General features: G+C 56.9%; 18 protein-coding genes and 1 riboswitch. Of the genes, 15 read left to right on the top strand and 3 right to left on the bottom strand.

Annotated elements, in window-relative coordinates; all coding sequences use genetic code 11:
• Positions 1-2: 2 nt before the first annotated feature.
• Positions 3-866 carry a hypothetical protein gene (locus AVO44_RS13385; RefSeq protein WP_068337768.1) on the bottom strand — a complete coding sequence of 288 codons (864 nt, stop codon included), beginning with the start codon at positions 864-866 and terminating at the stop codon, positions 3-5.
• A 120-nt stretch (positions 867-986) separates the two neighbouring features.
• Here AVO44_RS13385 and miaB point away from each other — a divergent pair, with 120 nt between their 5' ends.
• The 10 genes from miaB to cmk all read left to right on the top strand — a co-directional run bounded on the left by miaB (position 987) and on the right by cmk (position 11496).
• Positions 987-2306 carry a tRNA (N6-isopentenyl adenosine(37)-C2)-methylthiotransferase MiaB gene (gene miaB / locus AVO44_RS13380; protein WP_068337896.1) on the top strand — a complete coding sequence of 440 codons (1320 nt, stop codon included), beginning with the start codon at positions 987-989 and terminating at the stop codon, positions 2304-2306.
• A gap of 172 nt (positions 2307-2478) precedes the next feature.
• Positions 2479-3243: an outer membrane protein gene (locus tag AVO44_RS13375; RefSeq protein WP_233421988.1), complete on the top strand. Its 765-nt coding sequence runs from the start codon at positions 2479-2481 to the stop codon at positions 3241-3243.
• A gap of 134 nt (positions 3244-3377) precedes the next feature.
• Positions 3378-4400: a PhoH family protein gene (locus AVO44_RS13370; RefSeq protein WP_068337767.1), complete on the top strand. Its 1023-nt coding sequence runs from the start codon at positions 3378-3380 to the stop codon at positions 4398-4400.
• Positions 4401-4433: 33 nt separating this feature from the next.
• On the top strand, positions 4434-4928 hold the full coding sequence (gene ybeY, locus AVO44_RS13365; RefSeq protein WP_068337766.1) for an rRNA maturation RNase YbeY: 495 nt from the start codon (positions 4434-4436) through the stop codon (positions 4926-4928).
• A 35-nt stretch (positions 4929-4963) separates the two neighbouring features.
• The gene (locus tag AVO44_RS13360; protein WP_068337765.1) at positions 4964-5851 is read left to right on the top strand and encodes a hemolysin family protein; all 888 of its coding nucleotides are present in this window, start codon (positions 4964-4966) and stop codon (positions 5849-5851) included.
• Complete coding sequence (gene lnt / locus AVO44_RS13355) at positions 5848-7344, top strand: apolipoprotein N-acyltransferase (RefSeq protein WP_068337764.1); 1497 nt, start codon at positions 5848-5850, stop codon at positions 7342-7344. Before AVO44_RS13360 ends, lnt begins: the two co-directional genes overlap by 4 nt.
• Before the next feature lie 42 nt (positions 7345-7386).
• A riboswitch (SAM-SAH riboswitch) is annotated at positions 7387-7435 on the top strand.
• 5 nt (positions 7436-7440) lie between these two features.
• Positions 7441-8622, top strand: coding sequence for a methionine adenosyltransferase (gene metK / locus AVO44_RS13350; RefSeq protein WP_068337762.1), 1182 nt, complete (start codon positions 7441-7443; stop codon positions 8620-8622).
• A 132-nt stretch (positions 8623-8754) separates the two neighbouring features.
• Positions 8755-9465, top strand: a complete 711-nt coding sequence (gene trmB, locus AVO44_RS13345; protein WP_099045669.1) for a tRNA (guanosine(46)-N7)-methyltransferase TrmB — start codon at positions 8755-8757, stop codon at positions 9463-9465.
• Between the two features lie 70 nt (positions 9466-9535).
• Entirely contained in the window at positions 9536-10882 is a 1347-nt protein-coding gene (gene aroA / locus AVO44_RS13340; RefSeq protein ID WP_068337758.1) for a 3-phosphoshikimate 1-carboxyvinyltransferase, read from the top strand.
• Positions 10879-11496: a (d)CMP kinase gene (gene cmk / locus AVO44_RS13335; protein ID WP_068337756.1), complete on the top strand. Its 618-nt coding sequence runs from the start codon at positions 10879-10881 to the stop codon at positions 11494-11496. The genes aroA and cmk overlap by 4 nt, the downstream gene beginning before the upstream one ends.
• 17 nt (positions 11497-11513) lie before the next feature.
• On the opposite strand, the gene AVO44_RS13330 is transcribed toward cmk, so the two are convergent.
• Positions 11514-11993, bottom strand: coding sequence for a YHS domain-containing (seleno)protein (locus AVO44_RS13330; RefSeq protein WP_068337754.1), 480 nt, complete (start codon positions 11991-11993; stop codon positions 11514-11516).
• Positions 11994-12305: 312 nt separating this feature from the next.
• On the opposite strand from AVO44_RS13330, the gene AVO44_RS13325 reads away from it, so the two are divergent.
• Positions 12306-13991 (top strand): tryptophan halogenase family protein, encoded by a 1686-nt coding sequence (locus AVO44_RS13325; protein WP_068337753.1) that lies wholly within the window; start codon positions 12306-12308, stop codon positions 13989-13991.
• Positions 13992-14094: 103 nt separating this feature from the next.
• Here AVO44_RS13325 and AVO44_RS13320 read toward each other — a convergent pair whose 3' ends face one another.
• Positions 14095-14502: a hypothetical protein gene (locus tag AVO44_RS13320; protein WP_068337751.1), complete on the bottom strand. Its 408-nt coding sequence runs from the start codon at positions 14500-14502 to the stop codon at positions 14095-14097.
• A gap of 355 nt (positions 14503-14857) precedes the next feature.
• On the opposite strand from AVO44_RS13320, the gene rpsA reads away from it, so the two are divergent.
• The 4 genes from rpsA to AVO44_RS13300 all read left to right on the top strand — a co-directional run bounded on the left by rpsA (position 14858) and on the right by AVO44_RS13300 (position 18093).
• Complete coding sequence (gene rpsA / locus AVO44_RS13315) at positions 14858-16534, top strand: 30S ribosomal protein S1 (protein ID WP_068337749.1); 1677 nt, start codon at positions 14858-14860, stop codon at positions 16532-16534.
• A gap of 266 nt (positions 16535-16800) precedes the next feature.
• The gene (ihfB, locus tag AVO44_RS13310) at positions 16801-17085 is read left to right on the top strand and encodes an integration host factor subunit beta (protein WP_037310872.1); all 285 of its coding nucleotides are present in this window, start codon (positions 16801-16803) and stop codon (positions 17083-17085) included.
• A gap of 6 nt (positions 17086-17091) precedes the next feature.
• Positions 17092-17442, top strand: a complete 351-nt coding sequence (locus tag AVO44_RS13305; RefSeq protein ID WP_068337892.1) for a lipopolysaccharide assembly protein LapA domain-containing protein — start codon at positions 17092-17094, stop codon at positions 17440-17442.
• Between the two features lie 9 nt (positions 17443-17451).
• Positions 17452-18093 (top strand): phosphoribosylanthranilate isomerase, encoded by a 642-nt coding sequence (locus AVO44_RS13300; RefSeq protein WP_068337747.1) that lies wholly within the window; start codon positions 17452-17454, stop codon positions 18091-18093.

The raw sequence follows: 18093 nt of genomic DNA, 5'->3' as shown, positions 1-18093 counted from the left end.
CCTCAGAACCATTGCCCCGGCTCAATGAGTCCAAGATCAAGCAATTGGCCTGACGTCCACTGAAAGGGCACCGAGTTTTGCCAGCAAAAGCTTGGGATATCGAAGGTCGAGCCTGCGTTGCTTTTCAGTGCCTTGGCCGCGCGGAATGAACATACGGCTGCGGTCAGATTGTGGTGCCAGGGGCACGAGTAGGTGTTGTATTCCGGCTCGTTGAACGTGTGATCGGGGCGGAGTTCCAGACCATTTTGCGATTTGAACAAAGCGATGCGGTCAATCCGCCGGCGCTCATACGGAATGTGATCCTCGAATCGCCAGCGCAGACCGCCCGACATATCCAATTGCCGCTCGACCGGGTGCCCTTCTGCGTCGTGGCGCGTGTGGGCATAATATCCTGTTCTGTCCAACATCGCGCGCTCCGGGGACACGCCATTTGGAAAACTGTTCAGGTCATCGGCATACAGGTCGATTACGTGGGTCAGCATCGCGTCCCGGCGTTCCTCGGCGTGGAAGGTCAGCAATTCGCCAACCGTGCGGGTCTCACAAAACGGAAAGAACAGGTATTCGGCGTTGTAGCAGTAGTACATCCAGATGTTCGGAGCGGCCTGAATGATCCGGTTGATGGTGTTGAAGACGATCGCGCCGGGAACACAGGTCAGGTTGACGCGGTGGATACGGTCCACAAGCGCGGGGTCCAGCGTAAAGTCTTGTGGCATGAAGGCAATCACGGACTTGAAGCCAAGATGCAGATGATGCCGGAGGGTGCTGTCGACCTCGATGTTGTCCTCGGCAAAAATGAGCGCAACAGGACCTTCGGCAAGGGCTGATCTACCTGAGTTCAGGAAAACGTCGAATGAGTAGTATTGCATTGCCTGTCCGGTTCCACTCGGCTGGAATCTGCGTTCAAAATCGGGTATCCGCCTTGGCATTGCAAGCGGCGTTCGTCGGGTATAGATGACGCCGATCCCGCGGACGCAAAGGCCATACCCATGTCAGAACCCAAAAAGCTGTACATCAAAACCTATGGTTGCCAGATGAACGTCTATGACAGCGAACGTATGTCCGAGACGCTGGGCGGGCAGGGCTATGTTGAAACCAAAAGCCCGGAAGACGCGGATATGATCCTGCTGAACACCTGCCACATCCGGGAAAAAGCTGCTGAAAAGGTCTATTCCGAGCTTGGTCGGTTCAAAGGGTTGAAGGCGGAAAAGCCCGACCTCAAGATCGGCGTGGCAGGATGTGTTGCGCAGGCTGAGGGCGAAGAGATCATGCGCCGACAGCCTTTGGTCGATTTGGTTGTGGGGCCGCAAAGCTACCATCGGCTACCCGAGATGGAGGCGAAGACGCGCACTGGCGCCAAAGCGCTGGACACGGATTTCCCCGAGGAAGACAAATTCGAAAAGCTCAAGAACCGCCCAAAGGCAAAACGCGGCCCGACAGCGTTCCTGACTGTTCAGGAAGGCTGTGACAAATTCTGTGCCTTCTGTGTTGTGCCCTATACGCGCGGGGCCGAGGTGAGCCGACCAGCGGATCGCATCATTCGTGAGGCGCAAGATCTGGTTGAACGTGGTGTGCGCGAGATCACTCTGTTGGGTCAGAACGTGAATGCCTATCACGGGGCCGGACCCAACGGTGATATGACCCTTGCGGGATTGATCTGGGAATTGAACAAGGTTGATGGGTTGGAACGTATCCGCTTTACCACCTCGCACCCCAATGACATGGCAGATGACCTGATCGAAGCGCACGGAACCTGCAACAAGCTGATGCCGTATTTGCACCTGCCGGTGCAGTCGGGATCAGACCGTATTCTAAAGCGCATGAACCGCAGCCATACAGCCGAAAGCTACCTTCGTCTGATCGAGCGTATTCGCGCCGCACGTCCTGATATCGTGATGTCTGGCGATTTCATCGTCGGCTTCCCTGAAGAAACCGAAGAAGATTTTCAGGCGACCTTGGACCTCGTGCAAGAGGTCAAATACGGCTATGCCTACTCGTTTAAGTACTCCACCCGCCCGGGCACACCTGCAGCCGAGCGGTCCCAGGTGGACCCCGACGTAGCGGATGATCGCCTACAGCGTTTGCAGGCTCTGATCACGCAGCATCAGCGCGAAATTCAGGATGCAATGGTTGGGCGCAAGGTCAGCGTGCTTTTCGAAAAACCCGGCCGTCTCGCTGGGCAAATGGTCGGAAAATCCGAGTATTTACATTCGGTTCACGTATCCGATGCCGATGTTGCAGTGGGCGAACTAAGGGACGTACGGATCACAAACTCAGGTGCGAATTCGCTGGCTGGCAAACTGATCTGAAGCTGAAAACAAGTGCTGTTTGAAAGCCATAGTCAGGATTTATTCCAGTCATTAACCCTTGATTTATGGCTGGCAACTATGTTCCCAGAAAGATTAGTTTTTTGAACCGGGTCATTGGTTCCCAAAGCTACGTACTGTGCTGACCTGTTTGTTGGGTCGATGGAGGAGACGAGTGGAAACCCTGACGCGTTGCTTTGCACCCAACATGCGATTCTTAGCCCCGATCATGCTGGTGCTTTCATTTCTTTCCGGTGCGACGTTTGCAGGCAACCTGAATACTGGGCTGACTGATCCGCCGGTTGCCAGTCCGAAACGCCTGGATGCTGATGTAAGCGCGTTCTATCTTGGGCTGAGCGCGGGCTACGCGTCCACTGGAACGGATCAGTTTGGTCTTCGTACCCCTGCAGATGTATTTGCGATAGGCGAGCTGGATTTGAAAGGCGGCTATGGTGGTCTCCGCGGGGGATGGCGTGGCAGTGTACCTGTGACCGGCGGGCGCGATTATGTCTATGGATTTGAAATCGGATACGATTTTGGCAAGATAGAAGACGACGCATCGACAGATATTGGCTCTGTTACGGTTTCTGGAGGGTCCGAAGTTTCGGACATCATCTCGTTGCGCTTTCGCAACGGTTTAACGAACAAAAGCGGCAAGCTTCTGTATTTCCTTACTGTCGGTTATGTGCAGGGCGACGTGACAACCACAAGCGGTCTGGCATTGGGGCCGACGATTCAAACTTTTTCAGACAGCGGCACGCGCGATGGCTTCTCGGCGAGCATTGGTGCAGAACACAGGCTGAATAACAATTGGTCCATCACGGGTGAGTTTGAATACGTGCAGTTCGACTCGCGTGAGGTTGAATTCGGCAATGGCTTCTCGACCAAATCAACTCCTAAATACTGCGGTTTACGCTTTGGATTGAACTATACGTTCTGAGACCGCCAACTGTTGTAGACGGACCCGGTTTCGGCGGTTTTACCATCCGTTTCTTAAAAAATGAAACTGTGGCTTGCGCCCACCGAGAATTGTTGTCTACGCTTGGAGCATTAACGCCAAGACAGGAGAACGGATTGGCCATCGGTGCCCTTACCCCACCGCAAGATGACATGCCCCCGCGCGAGGCGTTTGTTGAATTCCCTGACAACCGGTTGTTGATTGATTTGTGCGGTGAGTATGACCGCAATCTAACCGACATCGAGCAAAAGCTGTCCGTCCAGATTGTGCGTCGCGGCAATCAGTTGGCCGTCATGGGCGATGAAGACGCTCAGAAACAGGCGATCGAGGTTTTGCAGGCGCTCTATACCCGTCTGGAAGGCGGTCGCGATGTAGAGGCCGCTGATGTAGACCGTGAGCTTCGGATGGGCGTATCGGAACAAGGAACCGGCAGCCGCGACGGTGATCAGCTTGAGATGTTCAGAGGCGGCACGGTCGAGATAAAGACAAGGAAAAAACTGGTTGAACCACGCACGGATGCGCAAAAGGCGTATGTTCAATCGCTATTCAGCAACGAACTGGCCTTTGGCATTGGCCCGGCCGGGACTGGCAAGACGTATCTGGCCGTCGCCGTAGGTGTTTCGATGTTTATTGGCGGGCATGTAGATCGGATCATCCTCAGCCGTCCCGCGGTCGAAGCTGGTGAAAAGCTGGGCTATCTGCCGGGTGACATGAAGGACAAGGTCGATCCGTACATGCAGCCGCTTTATGATGCGTTGAACGACTTTCTTCCCGGCAAGCAACTGGCCAAATTGATCGAGGAAAAGCGTATCGAAATCGCGCCGCTGGCATTTATGCGAGGGCGGACATTGGCCAATGCGTTCGTGGTTTTGGATGAGGCGCAGAACGCGACAACCATGCAGATGAAGATGTTCCTGACGCGTCTCGGCGAAGGCAGCCGGATGGTGATAACCGGTGACAGGTCGCAGGTGGATTTGCCGCGTGGGGTCCAGTCTGGGCTTGCGGATGCCGAGCGTCTGCTAAAAACGATCCCCAATATCAGCTTCAATTACTTCACCTCTAAAGACGTGGTGCGGCATCCGCTTGTCGCCGCCATCATCGAAGCGTATGAGGCCGACTCAGGCCGCGAGGCGGGTTAAACGTCCGGGGCTGTATGCTTTGGGCGTCGTAACATGAACCTCGAACTGACCATTGAAGATGCGCGCTGGCAAGGGCTGGAACCCTTGGCCACGCAGTCCATCCAGGCCGTGCTGGATTATTGCGGCTTGGACAGCGATCTATGCGAAATCAGTCTGCTGGCCTGTGACGATGCACGGATCGCTGAGCTGAACGCAGAGTTCCGGGAAAAGCCTGTGCCGACAAATGTACTCAGCTGGCCGTCCGAGGATCTGTCGGCAGAGGATCCGGGGCAGGTTCCAACATCTCCGGCAGCGGATTTCTCAGGGGAAATCGCGCTGGGGGATATCGCGATTGCTTATGAGACATGCGCGCGAGAAGCGGAAAACGCCGGAAAACCGATGGATGATCACGTCAGGCATCTGATTGTTCACGGGACGTTACACTTATTGGGCTACGATCATATTCGTGACCCCGACGCCACTTTGATGGAAAGGGTTGAGGTCGCTATACTTGGCAAAATGGGTGTCGATGACCCATATAGGATATAGACGGGCCACAACGGCCGATTTTTTGGAACAGGACAATGGGTGATACAGACGGCAGTTCTATGGCGGCGCAGAGCGCGCAACCTACGAACGGCGGTGATGCTGGCAAAGAGAAAGTTGGCATCTTCTCTAGAATAGTGGATGCGTTCTCGCCGCAGAGCGAGGATGAGGTCCAGGTGACGAACGGACAAGATGTCGACAAGGTGCAGCCGCGCGGCATGATCAATCTGCGACGGATGCGGGTCGAAGACGTGGCCATCCCCACGGCTGAGATCATCTCTGTCCCCTCGACCATCACGAAAGACGAGCTGGCGCAGGTGTTCCGTGACAGCGGCCTATCCCGGATACCGGTTTACGAGGGCACGTTGGATACGCCTTTGGGTTTCGTGCATCTCAAGGACTTTGCGCTTACCCACGGGTTCAATGGCGGGTCGACCGAGTTCGATCTGGTGTCAATGCTTCGGACATTGCTGTTTGTTCCGCCCTCGATGCCGATTGGCGTGCTGCTTACCAAGATGCAGACCGAGCGTCGCCACATGGCGCTGGTGATCGATGAATATGGCGGTGTTGACGGGTTGCTGACCATCGAAGACCTCATTGAACAGGTCGTGGGTGAAATCGCTGACGAGCATGACGCGGATGAAGATCAGCTTTGGGTTCAGGAAAAGCCCGGCTGCTATATCGTGCAGGCGCGTGTTCCATTGGAAGAGTTCGAAGCGGAAATCGGACGCTCGCTTACCAGTCACGAAGACGTGGATGAAGAAGAGATCGACACGTTGGGTGGGCTGGTTTTCATGCTGTCGGGTCGCGTGCCCGCGCGGGGCGAGGTTGTTCTGCACCCCGAAGGTCCGGAATTCGAAGTGATTGATGCCGACGCACGCCGGATCAAACGTTTGAAGGTCATGTTGCCGGGCCGTGCCGCATGAACCCAGCCAAGGGTTGGCCGTTTTGGCTGAGACTGGTTCTGGCGTCTTTGCTTGGCGTTGTGGCGGCGTTTGGTCTTGCACCTTTCGGGATATGGGCTGCAACATCAGTTGCGCTGGTGCTGCTGCCGCCTTTGTTTCTGTCGACCGAAACGCGCGGTCAGGCGGCGTGGATTGGTTGGTTTTTTGCAACCGGCTACTTCGCGCATGGGCTCAGTTGGATCACCGAGCCTTTCTTCGTGGATGCCGAGCGGCACGCCTGGATGGCACCGTTTGCGTTGGTCTTCATGGCGGGCGGGCTGGCCCTGTTCTGGGCACTTGCCTTTTGGATCGCACGGTGCCCGGGGGCGCGCATGGTGTCTCAGGCGGTTTTTCTGGCCTTGGCGGTGTCCTTGACAGAATGCGCCCGTGGCTATGTGTTGACCGGTTTTCCTTGGGCAGGGCTGGCGCAGGTATGGGTTGGCTCGCCAATGGCGCAGGTTTTGTCGTTGTTTGGGCCTTACGGTTTGGGGGCAGTGACGCTGCTTGCGACGCTGCCTTTGGGTGCTGCGTTGACGCAGCGCGGCGGTTTTGTCCTGCCGCTGGGCTTTACAGTCGGCGCTGCTTGCTTTGCACTGGTTTACGCCAGTTCGCGTCCAGAGGTGACAGAGACTGATCATGTCGTACGGCTTGTTCAACCTAACGCACCTCAGCATCAGAAATGGGATCCGGATTATGCGCCTGTGTTCTTCGCGCGTCAGATCGAGTTCACTGCGGCGGCCCCACGGCCTGACCTGATCGTCTGGCCTGAGACGTCGATCCCGGCATGGTTGGGCAGCGCTCAACCTTATCTCAACGCAGTTGTTGATGCTGCACAGGGAACACCTGTGTTTTTGGGAATTCAGCGGGGGGATGGGCCACGTATCTACAACTCGATGATCTACTTGGATGAGACCGGCCAGCAGGCCGGGCTGTATGACAAGCACCACCTTGCCCCCTTCGGAGAATACGTGCCGTTGGGAAACCTCATGGCAGAGTTCGGGATTCACGGTATGGCGACCACAGCGGGGCATGGGTTCAGCTCTGGTCCCGGGGCGGCTTTGATAGATGCTGGTAAACTGGGTAAGGCGTTGCCGCTGATTTGTTACGAGGCTGTTTTTACACAGGATATCTTGTCCGCACCGGGGCGTGCGGACTTTTTGCTGCAAGTCACCAATGATGCCTGGTTCGGCACTTGGTCTGGCCCGTATCAGCATCTTGCACAGGCACGGATGCGGGCGATTGAGCAAGGATTGCCCATGATGCGGTCTGCCAATACAGGCGTGTCGGCGATGATCGACCCGTTGGGGCGCATCACGGACGCGCTGCCTTTGGGGCAGGCAGGGTTCATTGATGCAAAACTGCCTGCACCGCATGACCCAACTGTATACTCGCGGATCGGGGATGTTCCCGTATTTGTCCTGCTGGCGGCTATGTTCGCGCTGCTTTGGCGCAACGTGCGGCGGGATCATTCTTAATTACCGATTGACCCTTTGGTTTACTGCGCGTATCCCCTCGAAAGCCCGTCACAACGGCTTCCTGGCGTGATGGGGAAATCTTAATGGAGCACTTTCATGTCCAGACAGAACTACACATTCACTTCGGAGTCCGTATCCGAAGGGCACCCGGATAAGGTTTGCGACCGAATCTCGGATGCTGTACTTGATGCATTTCTGAAAGAAGAACCCGAAGCACGCGTGGCGTGCGAAACCTTTGCAACCACTGACCGCGTCGTCATTGGTGGAGAAGTAGGTCTGTCTGATCAGGAAAAGCTGCACGATTACATGGGCCGCATTGATGAGATCGCGCGCGCCTGTATCAAGGATATCGGGTATGAGCAGGACAAGTTCCACCACGAAACCGTCGAGGTGACGAACCTGCTGCATGAACAATCCGCCCATATTGCGCAGGGTGTGGATGCCTCGGACGAAAAAGAAGAAGGCGCTGGCGATCAGGGCATCATGTTCGGCTATGCCACCACTGAGACACCTGCGCTGATGCCAGCACCGATCCAGTATTCTCATGCAATCCTGCGTCGTTTGGCCGAGGTGCGCAAGAACGGCACTGAGCCCGCGCTTGGCCCCGACGCGAAATCGCAGCTTTCGGTGGTGTATCGTGACGGGAAACCGGTCAGCGTCAGCTCGATCGTGTTGTCGACACAGCATCTGGACGAGGCGCTGAGTTCAGATGATATCCGCGCGATTGTTGAGCCCTATATTCGTGAAACCCTGCCCGAAGGCTGGCTGACAAACGAAACCGAGTGGCACGTGAACCCCACCGGCAAGTTCGTCATTGGCGGACCAGACGGCGATGCCGGTCTGACGGGACGCAAGATCATTGTGGATACCTATGGCGGTGCTGCCCCTCACGGCGGCGGCGCATTTTCGGGGAAAGATCCGACCAAGGTAGACCGCTCCGCAGCTTACGCGGCGCGCTATCTGGCCAAGAACGTGGTGGCTGCGGGCATGGCAGAGCGTTGCACGATCCAGCTGAGCTATGCGATTGGTGTCTCGAGACCTCTGTCGATTTATGCCGATACGCATGGCACCGGTCAGATTGCAGATGCGGTGATCGAAAAGGCGGTCGGTCAGGTTATGGATCTTACCCCGCGCGGCATTCGTGAACACCTGCAGCTGAATAAGCCGATTTACCAGCGCACCGCGGCCTATGGCCATTTTGGCCGAGAGCCGGATGCTGATGGCGGCTTTAGCTGGGAACGTACCGATTTGGCTGATGCGCTGAAAGCAGCCGTCTGAACCATTGCTATCAAAAGGTGCGCCCTTGCGGGCGCGCTCTATGGTTTGAAAACGCAGCAAGTGGCGGCCCGCTAACAGAACGGGCGCGGCCACCTCTTGCCTCGATGTCGCCCGCGCAGTATGGGCACCGCCATGAGCACCCAGACACCCAAACGCCCCCGCAGAAACTTCTATGGCCGCTTCAAAGGCAAGGCTTTGAAGCAAAGCCAGAAGGCATACCTGAACGAAGACCTTGATGCCCTGTCGCCAGGGGCCGTGGATTGGGAGAGCAACCCGGAACGTCATCCACTGGACTTGAAAACGTTATTTGGTGGCAAGGAGGTCTGGCTTGAGGTTGGCTTTGGCGGTGGCGAACATCTGGTGCATCAGGCCGCGCGCAATCCGCAAATTGGCATTATCGGGGCTGAGCCGTATATCAACGGCGTTGCCATGTTGCTGGGTAAGATTCGCAAGGCCGGGGTCAAGAACCTTGCGGTGCATCCAGGCGATGCGCGTGACCTGTTCGATGTACTGCCCGAAGCCAGTATATCGCGCGCGTTTCTGCTGTATCCCGATCCTTGGCCCAAGACACGTCATCATCGTCGGCGTTTTGTGACTCCTGAACATCTGGAACCGCTGGCCCGAGTCCTGAAGCCCGGTGCAATTTTCCGAGTAGCCACCGATATTCCGGATTATGTCCGACAGACTTTGGAAGAAGTTCCGCGCGCCGGGTTTGAATGGCTGGCTGAACGCCCCTCGGACTGGCGCGAACCGTGGGACGACTGGATTTCCACCCGGTATGAACAGAAGGCCCTTCGCGAAGGGCGCACGCCCCATTACCTGACCTTCCGGCGCAAAGACTGATTGCGGCTGGACCAACCGGCCCCAATTCGCTAATCGGCTTGAGCACTGATAGCGCAAATAAGGAGCCTTCATGTCCGGACACGGCACGCCCATCCCGATGACCTCGCATCCCTGCGGCCCGTTGACCGGCACGGCCGAGGTGCCGGGCGACAAGTCGATCTCGCACCGGTCGCTGATCCTTGGCGCGATGGCAGTGGGCGAGACCAGGATTTCCGGCTTGCTGGAAGGTGAAGATGTTCTCGACACCGCCAAGGCCATGCGTGCATTCGGAGCCGAAGTCACCGATCACGGGAATGGTGAATGGACCGTGCACGGCGTCGGTGTCGGTGGTTTTGCTGAGCCCGATCAGGTGATCGATTGCGGCAACTCGGGCACCGGTGTGCGGTTGATCATGGGCGCGATGGCGACCAGCCCGATCACCGCGACCTTTACCGGTGATGCCAGCCTGAACAAGCGGCCGATGGCACGGGTCACTGATCCGCTGTCGCTTTTTGGTGCGCAATCGGTTGGGCGATCGGGCGGGCGTTTGCCGATGACGATCATCGGTGCGGCAGAGCCGATCCCCGTGCGCTATGAGGTTCCGGTGCCATCGGCGCAGGTGAAATCAGCGGTTCTTCTGGCGGGCCTGAACGCACCCGGCAAAACCGTTGTGATCGAGAAAGAGGCCACCCGCGACCATTCAGAGCGGATGCTGGTCGGGTTCGGAGCGGAAATCACTGTCGAAGATACGGATGAAGGCCGGGTTATCACTCTGACCGGCCGCCCCGAGTTGAAGCCACAAGTCATTTCTGTGCCGCGCGACCCATCCAGTGCGGCGTTTCCAGTGTGCGCTGCGCTGATTACGCCCGGTTCCGACGTGTTGGTTCCGGGAATTGGTCTGAACCCAACGCGTGCAGGGCTGTTCACCACTCTGCGTGAGATGGGCGCGGATCTGACCTATGAGAATGAGCGGGAAGAGGGCGGCGAACCCGTCGCTGATCTGCGCGCGCGCTATTCCCCGAATATGAAGGGTATCAACGTGCCGCCCGACCGCGCGGCCTCGATGATCGACGAATACCCGGTTCTGTCCGTGGTTGCAGCCAATGCCACCGGCACGACGATGATGGGTGGCGTTAAAGAATTGCGCGTGAAGGAAAGCGACCGGATCGACGCAATGGCGAAGGGCCTGCGCGCCAACGGTGTTACCGTTGATGAAGGCGAAGAATGGTGGTCGGTCGAAGGCTTGGGCATCGGCAATATTCCCGGCGGCGGCACGTGTGAAAGCTTTTTGGATCACCGCATTGCCATGTCGTTTATGGTGATGGGCATGGGCGCAAAATCACCGGTATCTGTAGATGATGGCAGCCCGATTGCGACGTCGTTCCCAATCTTTGAACCGCTGATGGCATCGCTGGGTGCCAAGGTTGAACGCACATGAGCTTTACGGTGGCGATTGACGGCCCTGCTGCCGCTGGTAAGGGGACGATCGCGAAGGGTGTCGCGGCGCATTTTGGGTTCGCGCATCTGGACACCGGGTTGCTGTATCGTGCAGTGGGGCGTCAGACACTGGATGGCACGGACGCCATCGCGGCGGCGCAGGCCTTGACGGCGGACGAGTTGGAACAGGGCGACCTCAGGACAGCCGACATTGCTCAGGCGGCCTCGAAAGTCGCGGTAATCCCTGAAGTTCGCGCGGCGCTGGTTGATTTTCAACGGGCTTTTGCGCGACGGGCCGGGGGAGCGGTTTTGGATGGGCGCGATATCGGGACGGTCATCTGCCCCGAAGCCGAGATCAAGTTGTTCGTCACGGCAAGCGCCGAGGTCCGGGCAGAACGTCGCTATCTGGAATTGAAGGCCAAAGGGTCTGATGTCACGCAAGAACAGGTTTTGGCAGATGTGCGTGAGCGCGATGCCAGAGATGCTGAGCGTATCACGGCGCCTATGAAGCCTGCGGAGGACGCCGTGCGTCTGGATACCTCGGACCTGAGTATCGAGGCGGCGCTTGAAAGGGCCGTGGCGCTGATCGAAAGCAAACGCCCCGCGACGCAATAGCGCCGCGGGGCAGAGTATTACAGTTCGCCTACTGCAACGCTCTTGATCTTCGACCACTGATCGTCAGCGGTTTTTGCCGTCGCGGGTACGTCTTTCAGGAACGCGGCGCGGGTTTCGGCGTTCAGGAACAGGTACAGTTTACCGTCCGAGACCAGGTACTGATCCGGGTCGCCGTCAAACTTCTTGCCGACCGAAACGCCAAACGAACAGAATCCGCCGTGCTGCGGCAGATAGGCGGCAGGGTTGGCTTCGAACGCTTCCAGGTTTGCAGCGCTGGAGAAGTAGTAAGACGCGCCGTCATGGGTCGCCGTGTGTGTTGCAAAGCCCTCGACCGGATTGCCGTCCTGCAGCAGCGCAACCAGATCGACACCGTGCGCAGCCAAGGGCGCACCGGCTGCCGAAATACCGTTCGAGACGTTGATCTCATCCGCCGCAAAGGCCGGGGCCGCGATCAGGGGCAAGGTGGCAATCAGGCCTGTGAGAACCAGAGATTTCATAGTGATTTCCTTTTCTGTTCAGGTTCGGCTGGCTGAACTGCCAACCGCTGAAACAGAATTAGGGGGCTTGGTTTGAACGCGCTATCGCAGAACGGTCTATAAACATTGCAGATCGTTCAAAGCTGGCGCGGTACGGTACGCTTTCCGCACCGAGAATTACTTGGTCAGATGAAAGCGGACCTTCTACGGTTAAGCCCTAGCTGGATGCGGGAAAGCTGTTATAGTTCTGGGATCGCCAAGAGGGAAAGCAGCACTCAAACCTCAAAAGAGGATGCCGCAGAAAATTCCCCAAGCTAACAGGGACCAAAAAACATGAACAATCGTTTGCGCAAGATCACCATCGTTGGTGGTGGTACAGCGGGTTGGATGACCGCGCTGATCCTGGATATGGTGTTTTCCCGCACGTCTGCCCCCAAAGATCGCCCGAGTATCTGCCTGATCGAAAGCCCCAATATCTCAACAGTCGGTGTTGGTGAAGCCACCGTGCCGCGCATGCCGGTCACGCTCCGCCAGGCGGGCATCTCAGAGCGGGATTTTTTCCGCGAGACGAACGCGTCGTTTAAGCTGGGTGTGAAGTTCTGCAATTGGAACAAGGACGCCAAGGGCAATCGCATCGATTACGTGAACCCGTTTGCCCACGGCCAGATGGTCGAGGGGTTAGACGCCGCCGAGTATTTCTTGCGCTTTGGCAACGGAGATCGGGATTTCACGCAATCTATCTCACCGCATGATCACCTGGGCCGTCTGTGCAAGGGCGCGCGGCAATTGGGCCAGCCTGAATTTGAACAACGCTTTGGCTATGCGTATCATCTGGACGCCGTGAAATTCGCAGGCATGCTCACCAAGGTCTGCACCCAGCGCGGCGTTGAACATATTCGGGATGAGGTCCAAACGGTTGAGTTGGATGAAAACGGCAATGTCAGCCATCTGATGCTGGAACGTGCCGGACGCCACGATATCGAAATGGTCGTGGACTGCACCGGGTTCCGCGGGTTGATCATCAACCAGGCGCTTGGTGAGCCGTTTATGGATTACTCAGACTATCTGCCGAACGATCGCGCCATGGCGCTGCAGATCGAGCATCCCAATCCAAGAAAGATCGAAAGCCTCACGCGATCCACTGCACTTGGCGCAGGTTGGACTTGGCGCGTGCCTCTCTACAACCGTGTGGGTACGGGCTATGTGTATTCGTCGGCTCATCGTACGGATGATCAGGCGGCAGATGAATACCTCGAGTGGCTGGGTGACAGCGGCAAGGGCGCTACGCCGCGCGTGATTCCGATGCGCGTCGGGCGCGTGCGCAACGCCTGGGTCAAGAACTGTGTGGCGATTGGTTTGTCAGGCGGCTTTATCGAGCCGCTGGAAAGCACCGCGATCCATATGATTGATCACGCGGTGCGCTGGTTTGCCGAACACCTGCCCACGCGAGACATCGAGCCATCGCTACGGGCCAGGTACAACCGGCAGATGGACAAGCTGTATAACGAGGTTCTGGAGTTTATCTGCCTGCACTACAAGTTGGGCAATCGCAAGGATGACCCGTATTGGATCGACGCGCGCACCGAAATGAAGGTGCCGGATCGGTTGGCCGAGAACCTCGAGTTGTGGCAGCACCGTCTTCCGATGCAACACGATGTCGAGTTCGCTACACTGTTTGACCATCGCGTCTATCAGACGGTTCTGTTGGGCAAACAGTCTTATGATACCGGTTATGGAACTGGCATCCGAGATCGTGTTCGGCCGTTGAAAAAGCAGATTTGGGAACAGGGCATGAGGCGTGCCAAAGCGGATCTTGCGCAGATCATCAATACAATGCCGGATCACAAAACGCTTTTGCGCGATATCCGCGGCGAGCTGAAGCAACCAGCCTTTGTTATGGCAAATGCCGCAAAACCAACAGTCGCAGTACCAGGTACCGCGCCGGAACCCATAACGATCCAGAACATGCCAAACCTTGCTGAAATTCAGAGCGGCAAGAAAGATCTGCAACTTTTTTAAGGTATCTGTGCGTTCAACCCGTAAGGTGTTTCGACAAAAGCTCGGGAGGCGGAGCCTTAAACCTCTGCCTTCTGTGACTCAATTTCGGTGTTCAGACCGGACCCTAGGCCGGAGCGGTGAATGCTGCCCGCTCGCCCAGCAGGTAGCGCGCGACATCTGCGTAGTCGAAAACCAGCGAGATCGTAATCGTCAGAAGGATAAAGCGGATAATCCATCTGGGCGGTTCAGGCATGTCGGCCCGGGCTTGCTGATACCAAAGGTAAAATGCAAGAGGCGTCCAGGGAATGATATGTCCCAACCCCATCAACCGAACATATCCAAGCTGATTGAAAATAAAAATTACACCCGCTGCGGCCAACGTGCTGCTGATCAAGGTAATGATTGAGGCCACGCGCGATTGGCGCCATATCAGCAAGGAAATCGGCAAAAGAAAGGCGCCGAAGGACAGGATATTCAGCCAGATTTGAATCCATTGAGGCTGCTGCGCAACGATCAGGTTGAAGTCTTCCATGGCCCGGTTGCTCCTGTGTTAAAGGGAATACATTGTGTAGTGCCGCGCTGGGCATTTTAGGACAACTGGTATGACGCGTGATCAAGCCGATGTGAAGCGGGCGGGTTTAAGCGCGACACGCGGCACTATGCAGCTTTCGACTTGCGGGGCAGCGCCCGAGCCGTTATAGAGCACCCGTCTAAACATGGGCGGTTAACGTCCGGATGACGTATCTGAGCAGGGCCGGGTTTCCTCGGCCCTTTGTGTTTGTGTAATCGGATGCGCCCCGGATCACGCCTGATGACAACAGGAAACAAGACCGGCGGAGACAACCGCTCGGCCAGCAAAAACGTTATGTAAAGGAAAACAACGCCACATGGCTAACGCATCCATGGAGGAATTCGAAGCCCTCCTGAATGAAAGCTTCGAAATGGACACACCCGAGGAAGGGTCTGTTGTCAAAGGCAAGGTTCTGGCGATCGAAGCCGGCCAGGCCATCATCGACGTAGGCTACAAAATGGAAGGCCGCGTTGATCTGAAAGAATTCGCAAATCCCGGCGAAGCCCCTGAAATTGCTGTCGGTGACGAGGTCGAAGTTTACCTGCGCGCCGCAGAAAATGCCCGTGGCGAAGCCGTCATCTCGCGCGAGATGGCCCGCCGTGAAGAGGCATGGGACCGTCTGGAAAAAGCATATGCCGACGACCAGCGTGTTGAAGGTGCAATCTTTGGTCGCGTAAAAGGTGGCTTCACCGTCGATCTGGGTGGCGCAGTTGCGTTCTTGCCCGGCTCGCAGGTTGATGTGCGCCCCGTGCGCGATGCTGGCCCGCTGATGGGTCTGAAGCAGCCGTTCCAGATTCTGAAAATGGACCGCCGCCGTGGCAACATCGTTGTGTCGCGTCGCGCAATCCTGGAAGAATCGCGTGCCGAACAGCGCGCCGAGGTTATCGGCAACCTGTCCGAAGGTCAGACCGTCGAGGGTGTTGTCAAGAACATCACCGAATACGGTGCATTTGTTGACCTGGGCGGCGTCGACGGCCTGCTGCACGTCACCGACATGGCATGGCGTCGCGTGAACCACCCGTCCGAGATCCTGACGATCGGCGAAACCATCAAGGTTCAGGTCATCAAGATCAACAAAGAGACCCACCGCATCAGCCTGGGCATGAAGCAGCTGCAGGAAGATCCGTGGGATCTGGTTGCTGCCAAGTATCCGCTGGGCTCGGTCCATCAGGGTCGCGTCACCAACATCACCGACTACGGCGCGTTCGTCGAGTTGGAAGCCGGTGTCGAAGGTCTGGTGCACGTGTCCGAGATGTCCTGGACCAAGAAGAACGTCCACCCCGGCAAGATCGTTTCGACCAGCCAGGAAGTCGACGTCATGGTTCTGGAAATCGACGGCGCCAAGCGTCGCGTGTCTCTGGGCCTGAAGCAGACTCAGCGCAACCCATGGGAAGTGTTTGCAGAAACACACCCCGAGGGCACCGAGGTCGAAGGCGAAGTCAAGAACATCACCGAATTCGGTCTGTTCATTGGCCTCGAAGGCGACATCGACGGCATGGTTCACCTGTCCGACCTGTCCTGGGACGAGCGCGGCGAAGATGCGATCCAGAACTACCGCAAAGGCGACGTCGTTCAGGCGGTTGTCTCGGAAGTTGACGTGGAAAAAGAGCGTATCTCATTGTCGATCAAAGCCCTGGGCGGTGACAAGTTCGCCGAAGCCGTGGGCGGCGTGAAGCGCGGCTCGGTCATCACTGTTGAAGTCACCGCAATCGAAGATGGCGGCATCGAGGTCGAGTACGAAGGCATGAAGTCGTTCATCCGTCGTTCGGACCTGTCGCGTGATCGTGCTGAGCAGCGTCCTGAGCGTTTCTCGGTCGGTGACAAGGTCGACGTCCGCGTCACCAACGTTGACAGCAAGACCCGCCGTCTGGGCCTGTCGATCAAAGCACGCGAAATCGCCGAAGAGAAAGAGGCTGTGGAACAGTACGGTTCTTCCGACTCGGGCGCGTCGCTGGGCGACATCCTTGGTGCAGCGCTGAAATCCGGCGACTAAGCCGAAGCGCCTAACGAAAGATTTTTCGGCCCCTCGTACCCACGAGGGGCCGTTTTTGTTGCGAATCAATATGTTCCAAAACGTAGTGTTATTTTGATAGTCGTTTGCGCTTTTGGTTGAAATTCGGACCTAGAAGCAAAAAATCACACGACTTATTGCAAAAATGAAGTCTTTCGACACAGAGTCGACGTTCCCCCGTACCGGGTTTTTTTCTATACTGGCCAGACAACTAGAGATGACCAAGGTCGCCTGGGAGGGTAACGCTCATGATCCGTTCAGAACTGATTCAGAAAATCGCCGACGAAAACCCGCATCTGTATCAACGCGACGTCGAGCGGATCGTGAATACTGTGTTCGAAGAAGTGACGGATGCCATGGCGCGCGGAGACCGTGTTGAACTGCGCGGCTTTGGGGCTTTTTCTGTAAAACAACGCGATGCCCGGGTGGGGCGCAACCCCCGGACTGGTGAAACTGTTCAGGTCGAAGAAAAATGCGTACCGTTTTTCAAAACTGGCAAGTTGCTAAGGGACCGATTGAACGGTAAAGCCTAGGGCATGATGCGTTATCTTCGATATGGATTCCTGGGCATCTTGGGAATCGTGCTGGTGTCAATCTCTCTGGGAAACAGCCAGATTGTTGAGCTCAAACTGATGCCTGATGCCCTGTCCGAGTTACTGGGCTTTAACCTGTCAACATCATTGCCGCTGTTCATTGTGGTTCTGGGTGGCGTCGTGGCCGGTCTGGTGATTGGCTTCCTGTGGGAATGGCTGCGCGAGCACAAGCACCGCAAAGATGCCACGGTGAAGAAGGGCGAAGTGCGCAAGCTTGAGCGAGAGGTTAAAAAGCTCAAGAACAAACAGAACGAAGGCAAGGACGACGTTCTGGCATTGCTGGATGAGACCAACTGAAGCCCTCACATGTCTGATGCGTCTGTTAAAATTTGCGGTCTGACCGCACCTGATCATGTGCGCGCAGCGGCGGAGGCCGGGGCGCGGTATGTCGGCTTTGTTTTCTTCCCCAAGTCGCCGCGACATCTGACTATTGAGGGCGCGACAGAGCTTGCCCATCTGGTGCCCTCTGGCGTCGCCAAGGTCGCGCTGACCGTGAATGCGTCCGATGAGGAGTTGGATCGCATCACTGCTACCGTGCCGCTGGATATGCTTCAACTGCACGGGAAAGAAAGCCCGGACCGCGTGGCCGACTTGCGCGCACGGTATGGCTTACCGGTCATGAAAGCTGTGGGCGTCGCCGACGCCGAGGATCTGGCCGCGATTGATCTGTATTCCGAGGTGGCCGATCAATTGCTGATCGACGCCAAGCCCCCGCGTCAGTCTGAATTGCCCGGTGGCAACGGCCTTGCTTTTGACTGGCGCCTGCTGGCCGGGCGCAAGTATTGGCGGCGTCCATGGATGTTGGCCGGTGGATTAACGCCTGACAACGTCGCGGAGGCCATGCGCATGACCGGCGCCCGGCAAGTTGATGTGTCATCAGGCGTGGAAAGTGCACCAGGTGTCAAAGACGCGGCTAAAATTCGGGCATTTATCGAAGCAACGCAGTGA

Origin of the sequence: Ruegeria profundi, assembly GCF_001507545.1 — a bacterium.
In the GTDB taxonomy this organism is placed as follows: Bacteria; Pseudomonadota; Alphaproteobacteria; order Rhodobacterales; family Rhodobacteraceae; genus Ruegeria; species Ruegeria profundi.
Note: the sequence above shows the minus strand (reverse complement) of the source record. Positions and strands in the feature narration are given on the sequence as shown.

Bases quoted from the DNA above. Each gene is read 5' to 3' on its own strand.
- metK (WP_068337762.1), top strand. From the start codon at position 7,441: ATGTCCAGACAGAACTACACATTCACTTCGGAGTCCGTATCCGAAGGG.
- ihfB (WP_037310872.1), top strand. From the start codon at position 16,801: ATGATCCGTTCAGAACTGATTCAGAAAATCGCCGACGAAAACCCGCAT.
- ybeY (WP_068337766.1), top strand. From the start codon at position 4,434: ATGAACCTCGAACTGACCATTGAAGATGCGCGCTGGCAAGGGCTGGAA.
- trmB (WP_099045669.1), top strand. From the start codon at position 8,755: ATGAGCACCCAGACACCCAAACGCCCCCGCAGAAACTTCTATGGCCGC.
- AVO44_RS13330 (WP_068337754.1), bottom strand. From the start codon at position 11,993: ATGAAATCTCTGGTTCTCACAGGCCTGATTGCCACCTTGCCCCTGATC.
- AVO44_RS13305 (WP_068337892.1), top strand. From the start codon at position 17,092: ATGCGTTATCTTCGATATGGATTCCTGGGCATCTTGGGAATCGTGCTG.
- aroA (WP_068337758.1), top strand. From the start codon at position 9,536: ATGTCCGGACACGGCACGCCCATCCCGATGACCTCGCATCCCTGCGGC.
- AVO44_RS13300 (WP_068337747.1), top strand. From the start codon at position 17,452: ATGTCTGATGCGTCTGTTAAAATTTGCGGTCTGACCGCACCTGATCAT.
- AVO44_RS13325 (WP_068337753.1), top strand. From the start codon at position 12,306: ATGAACAATCGTTTGCGCAAGATCACCATCGTTGGTGGTGGTACAGCG.
- AVO44_RS13360 (WP_068337765.1), top strand. From the start codon at position 4,964: ATGGGTGATACAGACGGCAGTTCTATGGCGGCGCAGAGCGCGCAACCT.
- lnt (WP_068337764.1), top strand. From the start codon at position 5,848: ATGAACCCAGCCAAGGGTTGGCCGTTTTGGCTGAGACTGGTTCTGGCG.
- AVO44_RS13385 (WP_068337768.1), bottom strand. From the start codon at position 866: ATGCAATACTACTCATTCGACGTTTTCCTGAACTCAGGTAGATCAGCC.
- rpsA (WP_068337749.1), top strand. From the start codon at position 14,858: ATGGCTAACGCATCCATGGAGGAATTCGAAGCCCTCCTGAATGAAAGC.
- AVO44_RS13320 (WP_068337751.1), bottom strand. From the start codon at position 14,502: ATGGAAGACTTCAACCTGATCGTTGCGCAGCAGCCTCAATGGATTCAA.
- cmk (WP_068337756.1), top strand. From the start codon at position 10,879: ATGAGCTTTACGGTGGCGATTGACGGCCCTGCTGCCGCTGGTAAGGGG.
- miaB (WP_068337896.1), top strand. From the start codon at position 987: ATGTCAGAACCCAAAAAGCTGTACATCAAAACCTATGGTTGCCAGATG.